13 protein-coding genes are annotated in these 18,297 nt (G+C 70.4%); 9 read left to right on the plus strand and 4 right to left on the minus strand.

Annotation, left to right across the window (positions count from 1 at the left end):
* Positions 1-17 precede the first annotated feature (17 nt).
* On the plus strand, positions 18-863 hold the full coding sequence (locus ACIP89_RS15030) for a DUF1206 domain-containing protein (protein ID WP_401929639.1): 846 nt from the start codon (positions 18-20) through the stop codon (positions 861-863).
* Between the two features lie 69 nt (positions 864-932).
* Here ACIP89_RS15030 and ACIP89_RS15035 read toward each other — a convergent pair whose 3' ends face one another.
* The gene (locus ACIP89_RS15035) at positions 933-1,826 is read right to left on the minus strand and encodes a serine protease (protein ID WP_402115186.1); all 894 of its coding nucleotides are present in this window, start codon (positions 1,824-1,826) and stop codon (positions 933-935) included.
* Positions 1,827-2,041: 215 nt separating this feature from the next.
* Between ACIP89_RS15035 and ACIP89_RS15040 the strand changes: the two genes are divergently transcribed.
* From ACIP89_RS15040 to ACIP89_RS15050, 3 genes are all read left to right on the plus strand, one after another.
* Positions 2,042-2,254: a DUF4287 domain-containing protein gene (locus tag ACIP89_RS15040; protein ID WP_123523909.1), complete on the plus strand. Its 213-nt coding sequence runs from the start codon at positions 2,042-2,044 to the stop codon at positions 2,252-2,254.
* 696 nt (positions 2,255-2,950) lie between these two features.
* The gene (locus ACIP89_RS15045) at positions 2,951-4,162 is read left to right on the plus strand and encodes a pyridoxal phosphate-dependent aminotransferase (protein WP_402115188.1); all 1,212 of its coding nucleotides are present in this window, start codon (positions 2,951-2,953) and stop codon (positions 4,160-4,162) included.
* Between the two features lie 126 nt (positions 4,163-4,288).
* Positions 4,289-4,681, plus strand: a complete 393-nt coding sequence (locus ACIP89_RS15050) for a hypothetical protein (RefSeq protein ID WP_073736763.1) — start codon at positions 4,289-4,291, stop codon at positions 4,679-4,681.
* 89 nt (positions 4,682-4,770) lie between these two features.
* Here ACIP89_RS15050 and ACIP89_RS15055 read toward each other — a convergent pair whose 3' ends face one another.
* On the minus strand, positions 4,771-6,597 hold the full coding sequence (locus ACIP89_RS15055; RefSeq protein ID WP_402115189.1) for a phosphoenolpyruvate carboxykinase (GTP): 1,827 nt from the start codon (positions 6,595-6,597) through the stop codon (positions 4,771-4,773).
* A gap of 211 nt (positions 6,598-6,808) precedes the next feature.
* On the opposite strand from ACIP89_RS15055, the gene ACIP89_RS15060 reads away from it, so the two are divergent.
* The 3 genes from ACIP89_RS15060 to ACIP89_RS15070 all read left to right on the plus strand — a co-directional run bounded on the left by ACIP89_RS15060 (position 6,809) and on the right by ACIP89_RS15070 (position 9,806).
* Complete coding sequence (locus ACIP89_RS15060) at positions 6,809-7,510, plus strand: hemolysin III family protein (protein ID WP_401921012.1); 702 nt, start codon at positions 6,809-6,811, stop codon at positions 7,508-7,510.
* A 137-nt stretch (positions 7,511-7,647) separates the two neighbouring features.
* Complete coding sequence (locus ACIP89_RS15065; protein WP_402115191.1) at positions 7,648-9,165, plus strand: MFS transporter; 1,518 nt, start codon at positions 7,648-7,650, stop codon at positions 9,163-9,165.
* An 11-nt stretch (positions 9,166-9,176) separates the two neighbouring features.
* Positions 9,177-9,806, plus strand: a complete 630-nt coding sequence (locus ACIP89_RS15070) for a TetR/AcrR family transcriptional regulator (protein WP_401921016.1) — start codon at positions 9,177-9,179, stop codon at positions 9,804-9,806.
* A 7-nt stretch (positions 9,807-9,813) separates the two neighbouring features.
* Here the strand turns inward: ACIP89_RS15070 and ACIP89_RS15075 are convergent, their stop codons facing one another.
* Positions 9,814-11,832 carry a thioredoxin domain-containing protein gene (locus tag ACIP89_RS15075; RefSeq protein ID WP_402115193.1) on the minus strand — a complete coding sequence of 673 codons (2,019 nt, stop codon included), beginning with the start codon at positions 11,830-11,832 and terminating at the stop codon, positions 9,814-9,816.
* A 141-nt stretch (positions 11,833-11,973) separates the two neighbouring features.
* Here ACIP89_RS15075 and ACIP89_RS15080 point away from each other — a divergent pair, with 141 nt between their 5' ends.
* Positions 11,974-12,540 carry a Uma2 family endonuclease gene (locus ACIP89_RS15080; RefSeq protein WP_402115194.1) on the plus strand — a complete coding sequence of 189 codons (567 nt, stop codon included), beginning with the start codon at positions 11,974-11,976 and terminating at the stop codon, positions 12,538-12,540.
* A 483-nt stretch (positions 12,541-13,023) separates the two neighbouring features.
* On the opposite strand, the gene ACIP89_RS15085 is transcribed toward ACIP89_RS15080, so the two are convergent.
* Complete coding sequence (locus ACIP89_RS15085) at positions 13,024-16,869, minus strand: hypothetical protein (RefSeq protein ID WP_402115196.1); 3,846 nt, start codon at positions 16,867-16,869, stop codon at positions 13,024-13,026.
* A 373-nt stretch (positions 16,870-17,242) separates the two neighbouring features.
* Here ACIP89_RS15085 and ACIP89_RS15090 point away from each other — a divergent pair, with 373 nt between their 5' ends.
* Complete coding sequence (locus ACIP89_RS15090; protein ID WP_401921024.1) at positions 17,243-17,419, plus strand: hypothetical protein; 177 nt, start codon at positions 17,243-17,245, stop codon at positions 17,417-17,419.
* Positions 17,420-18,297 lie beyond the last annotated feature (878 nt).

Here is an 18,297-nt window from a genome sequence, read left to right on the forward strand (position 1 = left end):
CCGGGCAACCGGGGGACATGAATACATCTGCGGCAGCGCAAAGAGGCAAAGGGAAGGCTCGCCGGGCCGGCGACAGCAAAGCGGTCGAGATGGGCGGACGGGCGGGTTTCATCGCTCGCGGTGTGATCTATTTCCTGGTCGGTTTCCTCGCGCTGCGGATCGCCTTCAACGGCGGGGGCAGCAAGAAGCAGGCCGACCGAGGCGGGGCGCTGAGCGAGATAGCCCAGAAGCCCTTCGGTTCCGTCCTGCTGTGGGTCCTGGGCATCGCCCTCGTGGGCATGGCCCTGTGGCGGCTGTCCGAGGCCGCGTTCGGGGCCTCGGGACCCGACGGGGACAAGGCGACCAAGCGGCTGGCGTCGGCGGGGCGCGCCGTCTTCTACGGCTTCGTCTCCTACTCGGTCCTGACGTTCGCCGCCGGCAACAAGAGCAGCGGCAGCGGTTCGAGCGACTCGCAGTCGCAGGACGTCACGGCGAAGGTGCTCGACCTGCCGGGCGGCCGCTGGCTGGTGGGGATCGCCGGCGTGGCCATTGCCGGAATCGGCCTGTACATAGCCGCACGGGCCGCGATGCGTAAGTTCCACAAGCGCCTGCGGATGGACGAGATGTCGCCCGCCCAGCGACGTGGCGTGGACATCACCGGAGTGTTCGGCGGGGTCTCCCGCGGCGTCGTCTTCGCGGTCGCGGGCGGATTCGCTGTCGCCGCCGCGGTGAAGGCGCGGTCCGGTGAGGCGAAGGGCATGGACGACACGCTGCGTTCCTTCAGCTCCACCCCGGCCGGCCCGTGGCTGCTGGCCCTCATCGCGGTGGGACTGGCCGCCTTCGGCCTCTACTCCTGGGCGCACGCCCGGTGGCGCAAGATCTGAGCCGGACAGAGACCTGGAACGGGGCGGGGCGGGAGACAACTCCCGCCCCGCCCGGCTGTGCCCCACCCGTTACGGCTTGGGCAGCGCGCACCCTTCCGCATCCAGGTCGAAGACGTTGCCCGCACCGATGCACGGCACGATGCCGTACGTCTCCTGGGCGTAGTTGATGCCCTCGCGGACCGTCACCTGGCCGTTCTCGTCGACCTCGCACGGATTGTTGTCCGTGCACTCCTGCCCGTCCTCGTTACCGGTGTTGTTGACGGCGACGACCTTGCCGGTGGCGTTGTCGATCACCGGGGAGCCGGACGTGCCGCCGATGGTCTGGCAGGCGGAGGTGTAGCGGACCGAGTCCTTCCAGGTCCACTCGCCCTCCTTGAGGCGGTAGACGAACCCGTCGACGTTGCAGCTGTACGTGCGCTTCCAGTACCCGGACGCCACGGTGATCGCCGCGCCCTGCACCGGGTGCGCGGTGTTCAGCTCCAGCGCCTTGATGCCGTACTTGCTTTCGATCTGGGCGTACGTGGAGGTGAGTTGGTACACCGATATGTCGGTGTCCGTCATCGTGCCGTACGCGATCTTGCTCGCCCGTACCGTGCCGAGGTTGCCGCCGGAGGCGGACAGCAGGGTGAAGCTGCGGGTGGAGGGCTGGTCGATCACGACCTCACCGGGCCCGGGGAAACCGGACTCCATGCAGTGCCCGTTGGAGAGCACGAGCGCGGGATCGCCCGGCTGGGAGCCGGGTGTACGGACGACCGATCCCGAACAGTTGCTGAGCGCCACGGTTCCGGCGAAGCCGACCGCCTTGGTCCTGGCCTTCGCCCGGACCGCCGTGTGGCTCGATGACGCCGCCGCCGTGACCGTGCTGGGTGCTGTCGCGTCGTGGCTTGTGGCCGCGGTCGCGGTCGCCGTGCCGGCTCCGAGGAGCAGTACGGCGAAGAGCGCACCGACGAGAGGCTTTTTCATGTGGGGGTCCCCTCAAGTGACCTGCGCAGAGCGTGTGGGGCCTCTGCGACCGAAGTTCTTCCGGTTTGACATGCGCATGGTGGCGCATCGAGAGGAGCCGCACAAGGGGCGGATCCGACCACCGGGCCCTGCCGGCAGGCGTGGACGACCCTCCGGGCACGGTTCCGGAGCCGCGGATCCGGTCGACTGTCAGACCCGGCTGAGAGGCTTACGCCATGACTGACGCAGTGAAGGGCCCCGCGAGCTATTTCCCGTCGATCGAGCAGAAGTACGGCCGTCCGGTCGCGGAGTGGAAGGACCTCATCCGCGCCTCGCCGCTGACCAAGCACATGGAGATCGTGGCCTGGCTCAAGTCCGAGCACGCGATGGGACACGGCCACGCCAACGCCCTGGTCGCGCACACGCTGGCCGAGGACAAGGGCAAGTAGCCGGAGGGCGCGGCTCTGTGGGGGTGCTTCGCTTGTTCGTGGGGTGCGCCTGGTGCGGTGGGTGGGGGGTGGTGCCCCTCCGGGGCGTCTCCTCGGAAATGGCGTGTTCACCCCGGACCGCGAGGGACCCGGGTCGTACGCCATTTTCTGCGGGGACTCCCCTGCACGTCCCCACCCCTGCATCAGTCGCGTCTGCAGACGCGCGACGGCCGGGTTCGGGGGCGTGCAGGGGCGTCCCCGCAGGACGACGAACACAGACCCGGGTGCTCATTGCGTACCCCCCCGCACGTTCGTCGTCCGAGGAGACGCCCCGGAGGGACCCCGAACCCCCAACCCACCGGGCAGGCGGCCCCGCACAGGCGGAGCACCCGCACCGCTCAAGCCCGTCCGGCGATTGAGGACGGAACCGGAGCGCCGGACGGACCCGCACCCCACGGAGCCCCACGCCCCAAGACCCCAAGGCCCCGCGCGCCCCCCGGCCGAGGGCACCGTGGCGCATCTCACCCGTCCTGCCGTGTCACGCCCCGGCCCCACACCTTTCCAAGCCCTGCCCCCGTCCGCGCCCCGCGTTCCCACGGTTCGCGGGCGGTCGGCGCATGGGATGGAAGCCGGGCCGGACGGACCGGCCGACCCGGCTGGGTCAACCTGCGGGGAAAGGCCGGGCACCCCGCGAAACACAGTCGTAAGCTCGCAGACATGCAGGTCATCCAGTCCACGAAGCTCGCCAACGTCTGTTACGAAATCCGGGGCCCCGTGCTGGAGGAGGCGATGCGGCTGGAAGCGGCAGGCCATCGCATCCTCAAGCTGAACACCGGCAACCCCGCCGCGTTCGGCTTCGAGTGCCCGCCGGAGATCCTTGAGGACATCCTGCGCAACCTCTCCGGGGCGCACGGCTACGGCGACGCGAAGGGGCTGCTCTCCGCGCGGCGGGCGGTGATGCAGCACTACCAGACCAAGGGGATCGACCTCGACGTCGAGGACGTCTACCTGGGCAACGGCGTCTCCGAGCTGATCCAGATGTCGATGCAGGCGCTGCTCGACGACGGCGACGAGGTCCTGGTCCCGGCTCCGGACTACCCGCTGTGGACGGCGTCGGTCTCGCTGGCCGGCGGCACGGCCGTGCACTACCGCTGCGACGAGCAGTCCGACTGGATGCCCGACCTCGCGGACATCGAGCGGAGGATCACCGACCGCACCAAGGCCATGGTGATCATCAACCCGAACAACCCGACGGGTGCGGTGTACGACGACGAGATGCTGCGCGGGCTGACGGAGATCGCCCGCCGCCACAACCTGGTCGTCTGCTCCGACGAGATCTACGACCGGATCCTGTACGACGGAGCGACCCACACCCCGACCGCGACCATCGCACCCGACCTGATGGTCCTCACCTTCAACGGGCTGTCGAAGAACTACCGGGTGGCCGGCTACCGCTCCGGCTGGATGGCGGTCTGCGGCCCGAAGGCGCACGCCTCCTCGTACATCGAGGGACTGACGATCCTGGCCAACATGCGGCTCTGCGCCAACATGCCCTCGCAGCACGCGGTGGCCACCGCGCTCGGCGGACGGCAGTCGATCAACGACCTGGTGCTGCCGGGCGGCCGCATCCTGGAGCAGCGGGACGTGGCGTACGAACTGCTGACACAGATCCCGGGCGTGACGTGTGTGAAGCCCAAAGGCGCGCTGTATCTCTTCCCGCGGCTCGATCCGAAGGTCTACAAGATCAAGGACGACCGGCAGATGGTGCTCGACCTGCTGCGGGCCGAGAAGATCATGGTGGTGCAGGGGACGGGGTTCAACTGGCCGGAGACCGATCACTTCCGGGTCGTGACCCTGCCCTCGACCGAGGACCTGACGGACGCGATCGGCCGGATCGCCCGCTTCCTGGACGGGTACAGCCAGGTGTAACCGCCGGGTACGGCCAGGTGTGGGCGCGGCCAGGGCGAGGATGCGCACTCATCCGATCGCGAATCTGGACAACTTTAGACTGAATCCAAGCTAGGATGGTTCCACAGCAACACCAGGAGGCCATCCATGTACGAACCGATCCGCACCAAATCGGTCCACACACCGGCCGACCACGCCGACTTCCCGCACCGCACCCGCGAGGAAGAGCTGGACATCCAGCTCGCCGGACATCTGGCCGCACTGCTCGCGGTCACCGACGAACTGGGGCTCGGCGAGGCGGGCGACCGCATCGCCGAACAGGTCGCCCGGTTGCGCGGCACACCGCCCGCCCGGCACGCCGGTCTGAGCGAGGCCCCCGCCCCGGCCCTGCACCGCCGCGCCCACGCCCTCGCGGGCCGCACCCTGGTGGTGGCGGCGTCCCGCGCCGACACGGCCGTCGCGATCCTCTCGGCCGAGCGGATGGACGCCCACACCGCGGCGCTCTCCGCCGACCCGTCGCACCTGGTCGGCGCCCTCTGACGGCCCCGGTCCACGTGCCGTAGAGGCGCGTGGACCGGGTGCCACCTACCCACGGCGCTCCGGCCGTGGCCACTCCTCGGGACCGGCGCTCAGCCCAGGCGCTGGACCAGGGCCCGGTACTCCTCCCACAGCTCCTTCGGTGTGTGGTCCCCGAAGGTGTTGAGGTGCTCGGGGACCAGTGCCGCCTCCTCGCGCCAGACCTCCTTGTCGACCTTGAGCAGGAAGTCCAGGTCGGACTCGGAGAGGTCCAGGCCCTCGGTGTCGATCGAGCCCTTGGCCGGCAGGATTCCGATCGGGGTCTCGACGCCCTCGGCCTTGCCCTCCAGCCGCTCGACGATCCACTTCAGGACGCGGCTGTTCTCGCCGAAGCCGGGCCAGACGAACTTGCCGGCCTCGTTCTTGCGGAACCAGTTCACGTAGTAGATCTTCGGGAGCTTGGACTGGTCCGGCTTGTCCGCGCCGACCTTGATCCAGTGCTTCATGTAGTCGCCCATGTTGTAGCCGCAGAACGGCAGCATGGCGAACGGGTCGCGGCGCAGCTCACCGACCTTGCCCTCGGCGGCGGCGGTCTTCTCGGAGGCGACGTTGGCTCCGAGGAAGACCCCGTGCTGCCAGTTGAAGGACTCGGTGACCAGCGGCACGGCCGAGGCACGGCGGCCGCCGAAGAGGATGGCCGAGATCGGCACGCCCCTGGGGTCCTCCCACTCGGGCGCGATGATCGGGCACTGGCCGGCCGGGACGGTGAAGCGGGCGTTGGGGTGGGCGGCGGGCGTACCGGACTCCGGGGTCCAGTCGTTGCCCTTCCAGTCCGTGAGGTGTGCGGGCGGCTCCTCCGTCATCCCCTCCCACCAGACGTCGCCGTCGTCGGTGAGCGCGACGTTGGTGAAGACGGAGTTGCCCCACATGGTCTTCATGGCGTTGGCGTTGGTGTGCTCGCCGGTGCCGGGCGCGACGCCGAAGAAGCCGGCCTCGGGATTGATCGCGTAGAGCCGGCCGTCCTCGCCGAACCGCATCCAGGCGATGTCGTCACCGATGGTCTCGACGGTCCAGCCGGAGATCGTGGGCTCCAGCATGGCCAGGTTCGTCTTGCCGCAGGCGCTCGGGAACGCCGCCGCCACGTACTTCGACTCCCCGCGCGGCGGCGCGAGCTTGAGGATCAGCATGTGCTCCGCGAGCCAGCCCTCGTCGCGCGCCATCACGGAGGCGATGCGCAGCGCGTAGCACTTCTTGCCGAGCAGGGCGTTGCCGCCGTAGCCGGAGCCGTAGGACCAGATCTCGCGGTCCTCGGGGAAGTGCGAGATGTACTTGGTGGAGTTGCACGGCCACGGGACGTCGGCCTCGCCCTCCGCCAGGGGTGCGCCGAGCGTGTGGACGGCCTTGACGAAGAATCCGTCGGTGCCGAGCTCGTCGAGGACCGGCTGTCCCATGCGGGTCATGGTGCGCATGGAGACGGCGACGTAGGCGGAGTCGGTGATCTCGACGCCGATCGCGGAGAGCGGCGAGCCGACCGGGCCCATGCAGAAGGGCACGACGTACATGGTCCGGCCGCGCATGGAGCCGCGGAAGACGCCGTTGGCGCCCACGAAGATCTCCCGCATCTCCGCGGGGGCCTTCCAGTGGTTCGTCGGACCGGCGTCCTCCTCCTTCTCGGAGCAGATGAACGTACGGGTCTCGACCCGTGCGACGTCGCTCGGGTCGGAGGCGGCGTAGTAGGAGTTCGGGCGCTTGATCCGGTCGAGTTCGGTGAACGTGCCCTTGGCCACGAGCTCCCCGCACAGGCGCTCGTACTCGGCCTCGGAGCCGTCGCACCAGACCACTCGGTCCGGCTCGGTGAGGGCTGCGATCTCGTCGACCCAGGAGACGAGCTCCTGGTGGTTGGTGGGAACAGTGAGGGGAGCCGCGATGTCGCGCGCCACGATCGCTCCTTGATGAGGGTGTCTGTCTGGTAGGCCCCGTGGGGGCTGCGACCCGGATGCTTGTACCCCTTCGAATTACCCCTGGCGCTCATCCGGTGCCGACCGCACTCATTTGATCATCCGACCGTTCCGCCCATATGTCCAGGGGGCCGCCCACGTGAGCATCGCCACTCATATCCGCAACCTACGGTGGCGTAGGTACGATGCGGGAATGACTGCTGCCGCTGCTGCCGCACCCGAGCCCACCGGGCTGGAACCAGCCGGAACCGACGATGTCGAGCTGAAGCCGCGGATGCGCGGCTGGCTGCACGCCGGCATGTTCCCCGCGGTCCTGATCGCGGGCATCGTGCTCATCGCGCTCACGGACACCACCCGCGGCCGGATCGCCTGCGGGGTCTACATCCTGACCGCGTGCCTGCTGTTCGGTGTGAGCGCCGTCTACCACCGCGGCACCTGGGGGCCGCGCGGCGAGGCGGTGCTGCGCAGGCTGGACCACGCCAACATCTTCCTGATCATCGCGGGCACCTACACCCCGCTGACCCTGCTGCTCCTGCCCCGCTCCACCGGGACCCCGCTGCTGTGGGCGGTCTGGGGCGCGGCGGTCGCGGGCATCGCCTTCCGGGTGTTCTGGGTCGGCGCCCCGCGCTGGCTCTACACACCGTGCTACATCGCGATGGGCTGGGCCGCGGTCTTCTTCCTGCCGGACTTCATGCGGGCCGGCGGGATCGCGGTGCTGGTGCTGGTGGTCGTCGGCGGAGTGCTGTACAGCGCCGGCGGTGTCATCTACGGCATCAAGCGGCCGAATCCGTCACCCCGCTGGTTCGGCTTCCACGAGGTCTTCCACTCGCTGACCCTGGCGGCGTTCGTCGCGCACTACGTCGGCATCTCCCTGGTGGCGTACAACCAGGGCTGAAACCCCCAGCAGGGCCGCGGCGTTCGAGCCGCGGCCCTTTCTCATGCCCTGGCACCGGGAGCGCCGCGGCCCATATTGACACTCGCCACTGTTTGAGAGTTACTGTCACTTGACTGCAACTCTCAAAGGAGTACGCCATGAACCGACGCTGGTGGGCCCTGGGCGCGCTGGTGGCGAGCATGCTCGTCCTGGGCTTCGACATGACCATCCTCAATGTGGCGCTGCCGACCATGGCCGGTGAGCTCGGCGCCACCACCGGCGAACAGCAGTGGATGGCCGACGCGTACGTCGTGGTGTTCGCCGCGCTGATGCTTCCGGCAGGGCTGCTCGGGGACCGTTTCGGCCGACGCCGGATGCTCATCACCGGCCTCGGCGTCTTCCTCGCGGGCTCGGTCATAGGCACGCTCGCCGGCGACGTGCCCACCGTGATCGCGGCCCGCTGCGTGATGGGCGTCGGAGGCGCCCTCGTGATGCCGCTCGCCATGGCCGTGCTGCCCTCGCTGTTCGGGGAGCCGAAGGACCGGATGAAGGCCATCGGTATCGTCTCGGCCGCCTCCGCGCTCGGCATGCCGCTCGGCCCGATCCTGGGCGGCTGGCTGCTCGACCACTTCTGGTGGGGCTCGGTCTTCGTGATCAACGTCCCGATGGTGGGCATCGGCGTCACCGCCTGCGTGTTCCTGCTCCCGGAGACGCGCGACCCCGCGGCCCCCAGGGTCGACCTCGTCTCCACCGTGCTGACCGCCACCGGCCTCGGCACCCTGATCTACGCGGTCATCGAGGCGCCGGGCCGCGGCTGGGGCGACCCGCTGGTCCTGGCGGTGCTGGCCGCAGGCGTGGTCCTGATCGGCGCGCTCGTCCTGCGTGAGCGCAAGGCCACCCGCCCGATGCTCGACATGCCCCTGCTGCGGCAGCGGACGTTCCTGCTCAGCACGCTCGCGGCGACACTCGTGATGTTCGTACTGGCCGGGCTGATGTTCATCCTGCCCGGCTACCTCCAGGCCGTACTGGGCAACGACGCCTTCGGTACGGGGGTACGGATGCTCCCGATGATGGGCGGGCTGATCGTCGCCACGCGGGCGGGCGGCCCGGTCAACGCACGCTTCGGGGCCCGCGCCACGATGTCGGCCGGACTCGTCGTGCTCGCCTTCGCCGCGCTCCTCGGCAGCCGTACGACGGTCGACAGCGGCTACGGCTTCACCGCGCTCTGGCTCTCCGTCGCAGGCGTCGGCTTCGGCTTCGCCGTCGTGCCCGCCATGGACGCCGCGCTGGGCGCCCTGCCCCCGGACCGGGCGGGCAGCGGCTCCGGACTGCTGATGACCGTGCGCCAGACGGGCAGCGCGCTCGGGATCGCCCTGCTGGGCAGCCTGCTCGCCGGTGCCTACAGCGGCCGGCTCGACACCGCCGGGCTGCCGGCCGACGCGGCGGACACGGCCGGGGAGTCGGTCGTCGCCGCCCACGCCGTGGCGGCGAAGCTCGGGGTACAGCGGCTCGCGGACTCCGCCGACGCCGCCTATCTGCACGGCATGAGTCTGGTCATGCTCGTCATCGGCGCCACCGCACTGGTCAGCGCCCTGCTGGTCGGAGCCTTCCTGACCACGCCGAAGCCGAGGCGCGAGGAGCCGGCCGACGTGGCCGCCACCCCCGTCGATGCCTGACAATGGCGACCATGGCCGCCACCTCTCACACCCCTCCCACCGCACCCGGCACGCAGCCCCCGCTGGGACTGCGCGAGCGCAAGAAGCTCAGGACCCGGGTCGCCATCCGGAAGGCGACCTACCGGCTGATCGCCGAGCAGGGGTACGACGCGACGACCATCGAGCAGATCGCGGAGGCGGCGGAGGTGTCGCCGAGCACGGTCTTCCGGTACTTCGCGACCAAGGAGGACATCGTCCTCACCGACGAGTACGACCCGATCATGGAAGCGTCGCTGCGGAGCCGGCCGGCCGATGAACCGCCCCTGGTCGCCGTGCGGTTGATGATGGTCGAGACGCTGACGACGTTCATCGCCACGGCGAGCGAGGAACTGCGCCAGCGCACCCGGCTCATGGTGGAGGTCCCCGCCATCCGGGCGCGGATGACGGAGACCATGTCGGACACCGCGAAGGTCCTGGCCCAGGTGCTCGCCGAACGCACCGGCCGGAGCGCCGGCGACCTGAAGATCCGGATCTTCGTCGCGGCGGTGCTGGGCGCACTGCGCGAGGTGACGCTGTACTGGGCCGAACAGGGCCAGACCGGCGACCTGGTGGCCATGGTCAACGAGGCCCTGGACACCCTGGAGGGCGGCCTGCTGCTGTGACCGCCGGTCAGGACACGGCACCGCCGAGGGCGCGGGCCAGCACCTCCGGGTCGGTGGTCGGCGCCTCGCACACGAAGTGCCTGCACACGTACGCGGTCGGCGCGCCGTCCACCATCGGCCGGTCCGCCAGCAGCGGGAACTCGGACCCGGCCGTCTCCCCCGCCGCGACCACCGCGCCGGGCGCCCGTCCCAGCAGCGCCGTACGGTGCAGCTCACCGCCGACCGGCCCGGCCACGGCCACCTCGCGCGGGCCGTCGAGCAGCGCCTCGGCCACCGCGAGCCCCCAGCCGATGAACCTCGGCGCCTTCGGCCCCAGCGCCTTCACCACGCCCAACGCCTCCTCCGCGGCGGTGCGGTGGGGTTCGGAGCCGGTGTACGCGGCGTACGAGAGCAGCGCGCCGGCCGCCGCCGTCCAGCCGGCCGGAGTCGCGCTGTCGGTGGGGTCCTGCGGGCGGCGGATCAGCTGCTCGGCGTCGTCCGCGGTGTCGTACAGCTGACCGCCCTCGCCGGTGAAGTGCTCCAGCACGATGTCCAGCAGGAAGCCCGCGAACTCCAGCCAGACGCCCTCACCGGTGACCGCCGCCAGCGCGAGGAAGCCCTCCGCGACATCGCCGTAGTCCTCCAGCACGCCCGCGTGCTCCCCGGCGCGCCCGTCCTTGGACGTCCGGACCAGCCGGGCGACCGGCCCCATGTGCAGCCGCACCAGCAGGTCCGCAGCCTCGGTGGCGCGCTCGACGAGATCGGGGCGGTCGAAGTACGCGCCCGCCTCCGCGAGCGCCGCGACGGCCAGCCCGTTCCACGCGGCGACCACCTTGTCGTCCCGCCCCGGCCGCGGGCGCAGCTCACGTGCGGCGAGCAGCCGGGCCCGTACGCCGGCGGCCCGCGCCTCGTCGGCCGGGCCGGTGAGGGGCAGCTGGAGCACGGAGGCCCCCTCCTCGAAGGTGCCCTCTTCCGTCACCCCGAAGTACTCCGCGGCGAAGGCGGCATCGTCCGGCCCGAGCACCTCCCTCAACTGCGCCGGGGTCCAGACGTAGTACGCGCCCTCGACGTGCTTCCCGTCCGCGTCCTCGCTGTCGGCGTCGAGCGCGGAGGCGAAGCCGCCCTCGGCGGTACGCAGCTCGCGCACCATGAAGTCCGCGGTCTCCAGCGCCACCCGGCGGGCCTGCTCGGACCCGGTCGAGCGCCACAGATGGGCGTACACCCGGCAGAGCAGCGCGTTGTCGTAGAGCATCTTCTCGAAGTGCGGGACGACCCACTCCCGGTCCACCGAGTACCGGGCGAACCCGCCCCCGAGCTGGTCGTACATCCCGCCCCTGGCCATCGCCTCGCAGGTGCCGGCCGCCATCTGGAGCGCACCGTCCGCCCCGGTACGGGCATGGTGGCGCAGCAGGAACTCGATCACCATCGACGGCGGGAACTTGGGCGCGCCGCCGAAACCGCGGTTCTTCTCGTCGAACTCCCGGGTCAGCCCGAGCAGCGCCTGCGCCAGCTCCGCCTCGGCCGGCAGCCCCTCCCCGCCGTGGGCGAGTGTGCGCTGCGAGAGGTCGCGGACGATGCGCCCGGCCACCTCACCGACCTCGTCGCGCCGCTCCGTCCAGGCCGCGGCGACGCCTTCGAGCACCTGCCGGAAGGAGGGAAGCCCGTGCCGGGACTCGGGCGGGAAGTACGTCCCGAAGTAGAAGGGCTCCGCCTCTGCCGTGAGGAACACGGTCATCGGCCAGCCGCCCTGCCCGGTCGCCGCCTGCACGGCCTCCATATAGACGGCGTCCACATCCGGACGCTCCTCACGGTCGACCTTGACCGGCACGAAGTGCTCGTTCAGGTACGCCGCGACCACTTCGTCCTCGAACGACTCATGAGCCATCACATGGCACCAGTGGCACGCCGAGTACCCGACCGACAGCAGGACGGGCACATCGCGCCGCCGGGCCTCCTCGAACGCCTCCGGCCCCCAGGGCCACCAGTCGACCGGGTTGTCAGCGTGCTGCAGCAGATAAGGCGAGGTCACACCAGCCAGCCGGTTCATGCGATTCAGCCTCTCACAATGCCCAACCCCATTGGCGAGGCCCGCCGCCCGCATCCGGATCGGGGGCACCCCGGCATCACGCGACAGTAGGCTGAGGCCAGCAGCGCCGAAACTACGGCAGCTCCTCGAAGGAGGTACACCATGGCCGCCGAGATGGTGGCGCCCGCGTGGATGCATACACAGGTCAGCGCGGAGCAGTACGACTCCTGGTCCGAGGAGCAGTGCGCCGGCATCGAGATCGTGGACGGGATGGTCGTCGTGAGCCCGAGCGCCTCAAAACGGCCCAACCGGCTGGCCCGAATCCTGGCCAATGCCCTGGAGACCGCAGCAGGCGAGGACTGGAACGCCGACACGGACTTCGACGTACGCCTGCAGGACGTTCCGCTCACCAACCGCCGCCCGGACGTCACGGTGTATCGGGCAGAGACCATCGACCTCACGCCCACTCGCCCGGAGCACGTGCTTCTGGTCGTCGAGGTCGTCTCGCCCGGCTCTGAGACCACCGACCGAGTCGTGAAGGTGGACCAGTACGCCAAGGCCGGGATCCCCTTCTACTGGCGGGTCGAGCAGGCCGCCACCGGTGTTCCCATCATCTACACCTACGTCCTCGACCCCGCCACCAAGGCCTACCGGGACGGCGAGATGTTCACCGGCGTAATCAAGGTTGCCGCGCCCTTCTCCGTTACGGTCGATCTTGGGGCCGTGTAAGAACGGAGCCGCCTCCCCGCTTTCGACTGCCGATCGGCAGCACTCGAACAGCTCCTCGCGGACCGATCAGAACATTCCACGCCTTCGGGCTGAGCGAGTCGATTCACGCCTCCAACGTTGCTCGCCCAGGATCGCGGTGCGCCATCGCCTGCGTGTGAGGTAAGGACGCCAGGCGGCTGTCGCTCTTTCGGCTTGCGCTTGCTCCGCTCCTCGCGCCCTCCCAACGACTGGCCCGACCGCCCGTCCCGCGCAGCCTCCACTGCCGTTCCGTGTCGACAGCCGCGTAGGGCCGACGCGCGGCGAAACCAGAGCCACCGTCGGCTGCCATTCCCAATCCGCACGTGCGCGGCCCGGGAGTCACCACGGCCATCGGAGGGCCGGCCGGATACCGATCGACGGATCGAGCCGGCCGGAACCGGCACGATATCGGGTCGACTCGGCGTCAGTGTCTCGCCCCTCGTCCGGCATACCGTGCAGGTGCGGTCAGCGGAGCCGGCTGATGTCCCACGTCATTGCGCCCAGGCGGCCCAAGGCCGCCGGAGCAAGTGGTGGGAGCAGAGGGATCGTGTGCGTCCACGCGTCGGATCTGAGGAGCCTCAGCGCGAGGTCCCGAGCCGTCGCCTCGGCGGGGGGACCGCCGTCGTCGCACGTACGGGCGAGTGCCAGGCAGGTCCGGATCGCCCGGTCGGCGGCGTCATGGTCCGGGGTCAGCGTCGTCTGGGCGCCCGCCAGATGTACAGCGGCGGTGCGGAGCGCCGTCGACCGGGCCTCCGGGTCCCGTTGCGCATCTGTGTGGCGCCGTACAGCGGCGGTGTCACCGTCCAGCGCTGCCAGCAGGGCCAGTTCCGCCGCGGGACCCTGCCCCGGCCGGAGGGAGCGCCGCCATCGGTCGGTCGAGCTCGCGACGGCGTAGGTGTCGTCCTCGGGGAGGCAGCCGAGCCGTGCCAGCAGGGTGAGGACTGCCATCGGCTGTGCCGGCTGCGCCATGGACGGGGCGGCCACGTGGTGGGCGGCGCGGTGGAGGCCGTCGCTCAGTCGCGGGGCGGGGTGCCGGACGTCGGGGTAGGCGAGAAGGAGCGCCGCCAGTTCGGTGAGCGGGATGCGCGGGCTGCCGTGCGCTCCGGCCTCGATCCGCCGGGCCAGGGCCTCCACCAGGGGCGCTGCGACACGTGCCGCCCCCTCGGGACAGTGCCGTACGAGGCCGGCGGCGACGGCCGTCAGCGCCTGCCGTCGCTGCGGAGCGGTGTCTCCCCTGGCCATCGCCGAGGCCGCGGGCTCGTCTCCGGTATGGGCGAGCGCCTGGGCCACGGCGTTCGCCGGCCCGGGGGCCGCGCCGTCAGACATCAGGCGGGCCGCCGCTCGGGCGTAGGAGGTGCCCAAGTCGTCGTGCTCGGCGAGGGAGCAGCCGAGGGAAAGGGCCGCCAGGTGCCGCGCGCGGTCCTGCGGGTCGGGCCGGCTCAGCGCGAGCGCTTCGGCCTCGTCCGACAGGCCTGCCGTGCCCATGGCCTGGCACAGCTCAGCCGTCCAGTCTGCCGGGAGGGCCGGTCCGCTCGCGGACGTCGGAGGCCACGCGGCCGCGCGGTTCCGCAGGGCCGTCTCCAGCAGTTCCCGGCTGCGCAGGTGGTTCCCGGCGCCCAACTGGTCGTCCGCCTCCGGCAGGAGAGCGAAGTGCGGATGATCGGGGTGGTCGGGGTGCGGACCGCCGCCCGGGGGAGGCAGGCCGGCCGAGCGCCGGTGTGGGATCGGGGGCGGTCTCCGCACGGCTTCGGGCTCCGCCTGTGCCTCCTGAGCCTCCTCTGCCCTCTTCACTGCTTGTGCCGCTGCCGCCGATCCCTGCTTGCGGCGCACCCTTCGATAGAGCTCCTGCCTCTCGTTCGAGGTCTTGTTCCCGGCGTCCTTCTCCCTGCGCTTGGCCCTCCTCTTCTCGTCGGCGGCAGCCGCCAGCTCCCCGTCCTCTCGCGCCCTCTCCTCCTGGGCTGTCTCGAAGACCCACTGCGCCCGTTCCGGCAGGGCGTCCCCCAGCACCCCGATGCGCAGCCCTTCCGGCAGGTCCTCCAAGAGGCGTCCGATGTCGTCGAGGTCATCCCTCACGACGCCCGTATCGGCCACCGCCTTGGTCAGCCGCGCGAGCGTCCCGGCCAGTTCGCGGCGGAGGTGGCCCTGATCGTCCTCGGACAGGGAGCCGGGCAGGGAATCGGGGTCCCTCAGGGCCTCGATCGCCCTGCGCAACCGGTCCAGGGCCCTCCGCGTCAGCACGGAAGCCGAGCGGGACCGCTTGGCGGGGAGATCGTTGAGCGCCGACGCCGCGGTGGCCAGGACATCGATCGCTCCCAGGCCGTCCGCGTCGCCGAGTTCCTCGCAGATCGCCTCGATACGATCGCCGGCGTAGGTGCTGAAGGACGGTGTGGCCCGTGCCGACGCACCCCAGAGGTCCACCGCCGCCGCCCGGGCACGCATCCCACCCGCGCCGAGCATCCACGCCCGGTCGTGCAAGACCGCCGCAACATCCCCGTCCTCCATCGAATCCAGCATTCCTGCCGCCTCGATGAGTGTTTCCGTCCCGGCCGTCGGATCCTGGAGCACCGCGCGCAGCAGCGGCCGGGCGGGCTCGGGACCCTTCAGTGTGGCGAGCGTACGGGCGGCACCAAGGAGCCGTACGAGCCGCTCCGGATCCCGGAAGGTGCCGGGAAACCCCTGGTCGGCGCGGTCACGGACCAGCCACAGGACTGCCTCCCGTACAACGGCGTCGGCGTCGGCGTCGGCGTCCAGGTCTGCCTGTCCCGCGTACGCCAATTCCACCGCCACGTCCGCCAGGTGCACGGCTCTGGCGACGGCCGTCGGCGCCGAACGGGCCAGGCCGAGTGCCCGCTCCACGTCCCCCAGTCTCACGAGGAGAGAGGCGGCCCCGGCCGGTACGTCGTGCGTGTCCTGGTGCAGGAGGGACCGCGCGGCGCTGAGCGGTACGAGCGCCGCCAGAGTGTCGCCGCCGGGTGTGCCGTCCTGCGGCCACCCGGTGATCTCCGTTTCGAAGGAGTCCAGTTGGGCCAGGGCGGCGTCCGGACCCGCCGTGCGGGCGAGCCGGCGCAGTCGGGGCATGTCGAGGATGTACGCGGCGCGTTCGGCGGTGTCGGTGAGCAGCCGAAGCTGATGCGTCAGGGGGTACGGGGGCGTGTCGTCCGGCCAGCCGGACGCCCGCCAGAGTCGCGACCAGGCCAGTAGTGCACGAGTGTGGCGCAGGACCCCTGCCTCCCCCAAGTCCTCGCGTACCGCGTGGAGGAGACGGTGGTCGGCCAGGGCGTACGTCCCGAACAGCGGATCGTCGGTCACGAGGGCGCGCCCCGACGGCCCCTGCGTCAGGCGGTCGAGGTGCTCTGCGGGGAGTCCGGCCAGGTCCGCCAGGTCTTTCGTACGCAGGCCGCCGCCCGCCACGGCCAGCAGGCCCGCGACCGGTTCGCCCAGCGCGGCGACGTCCGGCGGTGGCTCTCGGACGAGCGGCACGCCTGGGACGGGTACGAGAGTCCGCAGGTGTCGGCTCCGGCTCAGTGGATGCCGCACCTGAGGGACGTCGTCGGGGAGGACGCCGTAGCGCCGGAGGGAGACGATGACGCGCATGTTCGGCGGGGGCCGGGAGGGCAGGAGGGCGGCGATGCTCCCCCGTACGGGTCTCCGCCCGGTTCCGGACGGACCCTTGGCGTCGGCTCCATCGGCTCCATCGGCTCCGGCACCAGGCGTCCCGCTCCCGGCTGCGAGGCCGGACCAGGCGACGTCGTCATCAAGTCCGTCGACCAGGAGCAGCAGCTTACGTCCGTAGCACGCGCTCTTCTCTGCGGCCTCGGCGAAGAGCGCCTTCCACCCCCGGACGTTGCTCGGGACGGCGCGCCCGGTCCTGCCGAGGAAGTCGTCGATCTGGCCGACGATCTCCGCCTCGAACGCGGCGCGTGTGTCCGTGCCGTGGGCCGCGGAGACGAAGAAGCTCACGATGTCGGCGTCGGCGGGGAGGCGCCGGCGGACGTAGTCGGCCAACAGCACGGTCTTGCCTACGGGAGCGTCGGCCTGCCAGCAGAGATACGACGGTGCGTCGGGGTGGGAGTCCCGGACGAACGCGTTCATCACCGCACGCTCGTCCGTTCGCCCCCGGACCTCGACCGCGGAGGTGTCGGGGGCGCAACGGTGCAGCCGGACGAAACGGAGGCCGGAGTCTTCTGGCCGCTGCTTCGGGAAGACCTGCTTCCGCGCGCTCTCCGCTTCGTTCCGAGCGGCACGCAGGGCGGCTTCCCATTCGGCGTGCGCGTACGCCGGGGAGCCGGAGACACGCTGCAACTTCTCCACCACGGACCAGAATCCGGGCTCCCGGGCCGCAGAGGGGACCGCCCTGCCCTCGACCCACCCCGCCAGCGTGCGGGGTGGAATACCCGACTCCGCGGTCAATTCCGCGAATCGCATCCGCCCCGCCGCAGACCACGCCCCCTTCAGCATGTCCCTCAGCTCGTCGCGCGCGGCTCTCGACGAATCCGCCACCCGGCCCCCTCTCGTTCCTTGCTCACTACCCAGAAAACTCGGCCGCCATCGTGCGATGAAAACAGGTCTGACCTGCGGAAATCGTGACGGCAAGGGTAGGCGCGCCTTCACCCCTCGCGGAGCCGCCGCAATTCTGGAGCCATCGCCACAGCAGCCGAACCAGGCTCCCGACAAAGGACGGACCGTGTCCCAGATTTCCCCACTGCTTCATTACACAGCGATCCTGAGCGGATGCGCCGGCCTTCTCTACACGGGCATCCTCTTCGTCGTGGCCCTCGTCTCCGTCCTCGCCTCCGCACCGGACCGACGCAAGGACGCACGTACGACGCTGAGCATCCTCGTCCGCCGGCGGTTGCGTTGAGCACAGAGATGCGTCCGATGCCCTCGACCCGCTACCACCCTTGGAGCGATAGCTGTTTACACAGAACGGCTGCATAGGCTGCGGCGAACTTGGGCGCCTGGAGTGCACCTGAGCTCCGCAGGACGGAACTCGGGAGCCTGAAGGGCTCTGCTAGCTAGTGCTAGAGCCTGCAAGGTGCTGGGCGCGAAAAAGCCTCTGCTCCGGTTTCCAGTGGCCTGAAATGGCCCCTAGGGAAGGAACGTTGGTGTAAAACTTCTCCCGTGCTGCCACCCGCTCAAGCCGTGGCGTTGCCTGCAGCTCTGCGTCCGCGGCGCTGCAGGTCCCGAAACGGAAGGAGAACACGTGGGCAAGGCAGCCTATGAATGGCTGGGACGCCGCAGGGACGAGCTGTTCCTGATCTTGGTTGCCGCAGTGGTGGCCAAGGTGGTCGACTACCTCTGGTAGACGGCCGTTCTCGACCGAATGTGTCGAGAACGGCCTGCCCCAGCAGTGAGTGGTTCTCGTTCCGGGCACACGGGGCGGGGACCACTCACACCTCACCGGCCTCTTGGCGAGGTGCTGCCAGGGGTGCCGATACATCGGCAGTCGGTCAGCTTAACCTCCCTGGTCCGGTGTTTGCCGGTCGGCCGGTTCGGGTGACTGCGCGAACGGGAAGCGTAGAAGCCAGGAAGTACATTCCCGCCGACAGCGGGAGTGGCCCGTCGGGAGCCTGAAGTGCTCTGGTTGGGCTTTTCCCCGCGTGGGCGGGGATGCTCCTCTCCACCGCTTGCCCAGGGCGGGGTAAGAACTCCTAACGAAATGATCTTCGAGGTGATTGGATCGCTCCGGGACTGATGATCCGGGGGTGCGGGGTGGCTCGGCCGAAGCCGTGGGAAGTC

Source organism: Streptomyces sp. NPDC088730 (assembly GCF_044751215.1).
Taxonomy (GTDB): domain Bacteria; phylum Actinomycetota; class Actinomycetes; order Streptomycetales; family Streptomycetaceae; genus Streptomyces.

Excerpts from the sequence above, each read along its gene's own strand:
- ACIP89_RS15050 (WP_073736763.1), top strand. The coding sequence starts at position 4,289 with ATGTACGAACCGATCCGCACCAAATCGGTCCACACACCGGCCGACCAC.
- ACIP89_RS15075 (WP_402115193.1), bottom strand. The coding sequence starts at position 11,832 with ATGAACCGGCTGGCTGGTGTGACCTCGCCTTATCTGCTGCAGCACGCT.
- ACIP89_RS15065 (WP_402115191.1), top strand. The coding sequence starts at position 7,648 with ATGAACCGACGCTGGTGGGCCCTGGGCGCGCTGGTGGCGAGCATGCTC.
- ACIP89_RS15080 (WP_402115194.1), top strand. The coding sequence starts at position 11,974 with ATGGCCGCCGAGATGGTGGCGCCCGCGTGGATGCATACACAGGTCAGC.
- ACIP89_RS15060 (WP_401921012.1), top strand. The coding sequence starts at position 6,809 with ATGACTGCTGCCGCTGCTGCCGCACCCGAGCCCACCGGGCTGGAACCA.
- ACIP89_RS15030 (WP_401929639.1), top strand. The coding sequence starts at position 18 with ATGAATACATCTGCGGCAGCGCAAAGAGGCAAAGGGAAGGCTCGCCGG.
- ACIP89_RS15040 (WP_123523909.1), top strand. The coding sequence starts at position 2,042 with ATGACTGACGCAGTGAAGGGCCCCGCGAGCTATTTCCCGTCGATCGAG.
- ACIP89_RS15070 (WP_401921016.1), top strand. The coding sequence starts at position 9,177 with ATGGCCGCCACCTCTCACACCCCTCCCACCGCACCCGGCACGCAGCCC.
- ACIP89_RS15035 (WP_402115186.1), bottom strand. The coding sequence starts at position 1,826 with ATGAAAAAGCCTCTCGTCGGTGCGCTCTTCGCCGTACTGCTCCTCGGA.
- ACIP89_RS15045 (WP_402115188.1), top strand. The coding sequence starts at position 2,951 with ATGCAGGTCATCCAGTCCACGAAGCTCGCCAACGTCTGTTACGAAATC.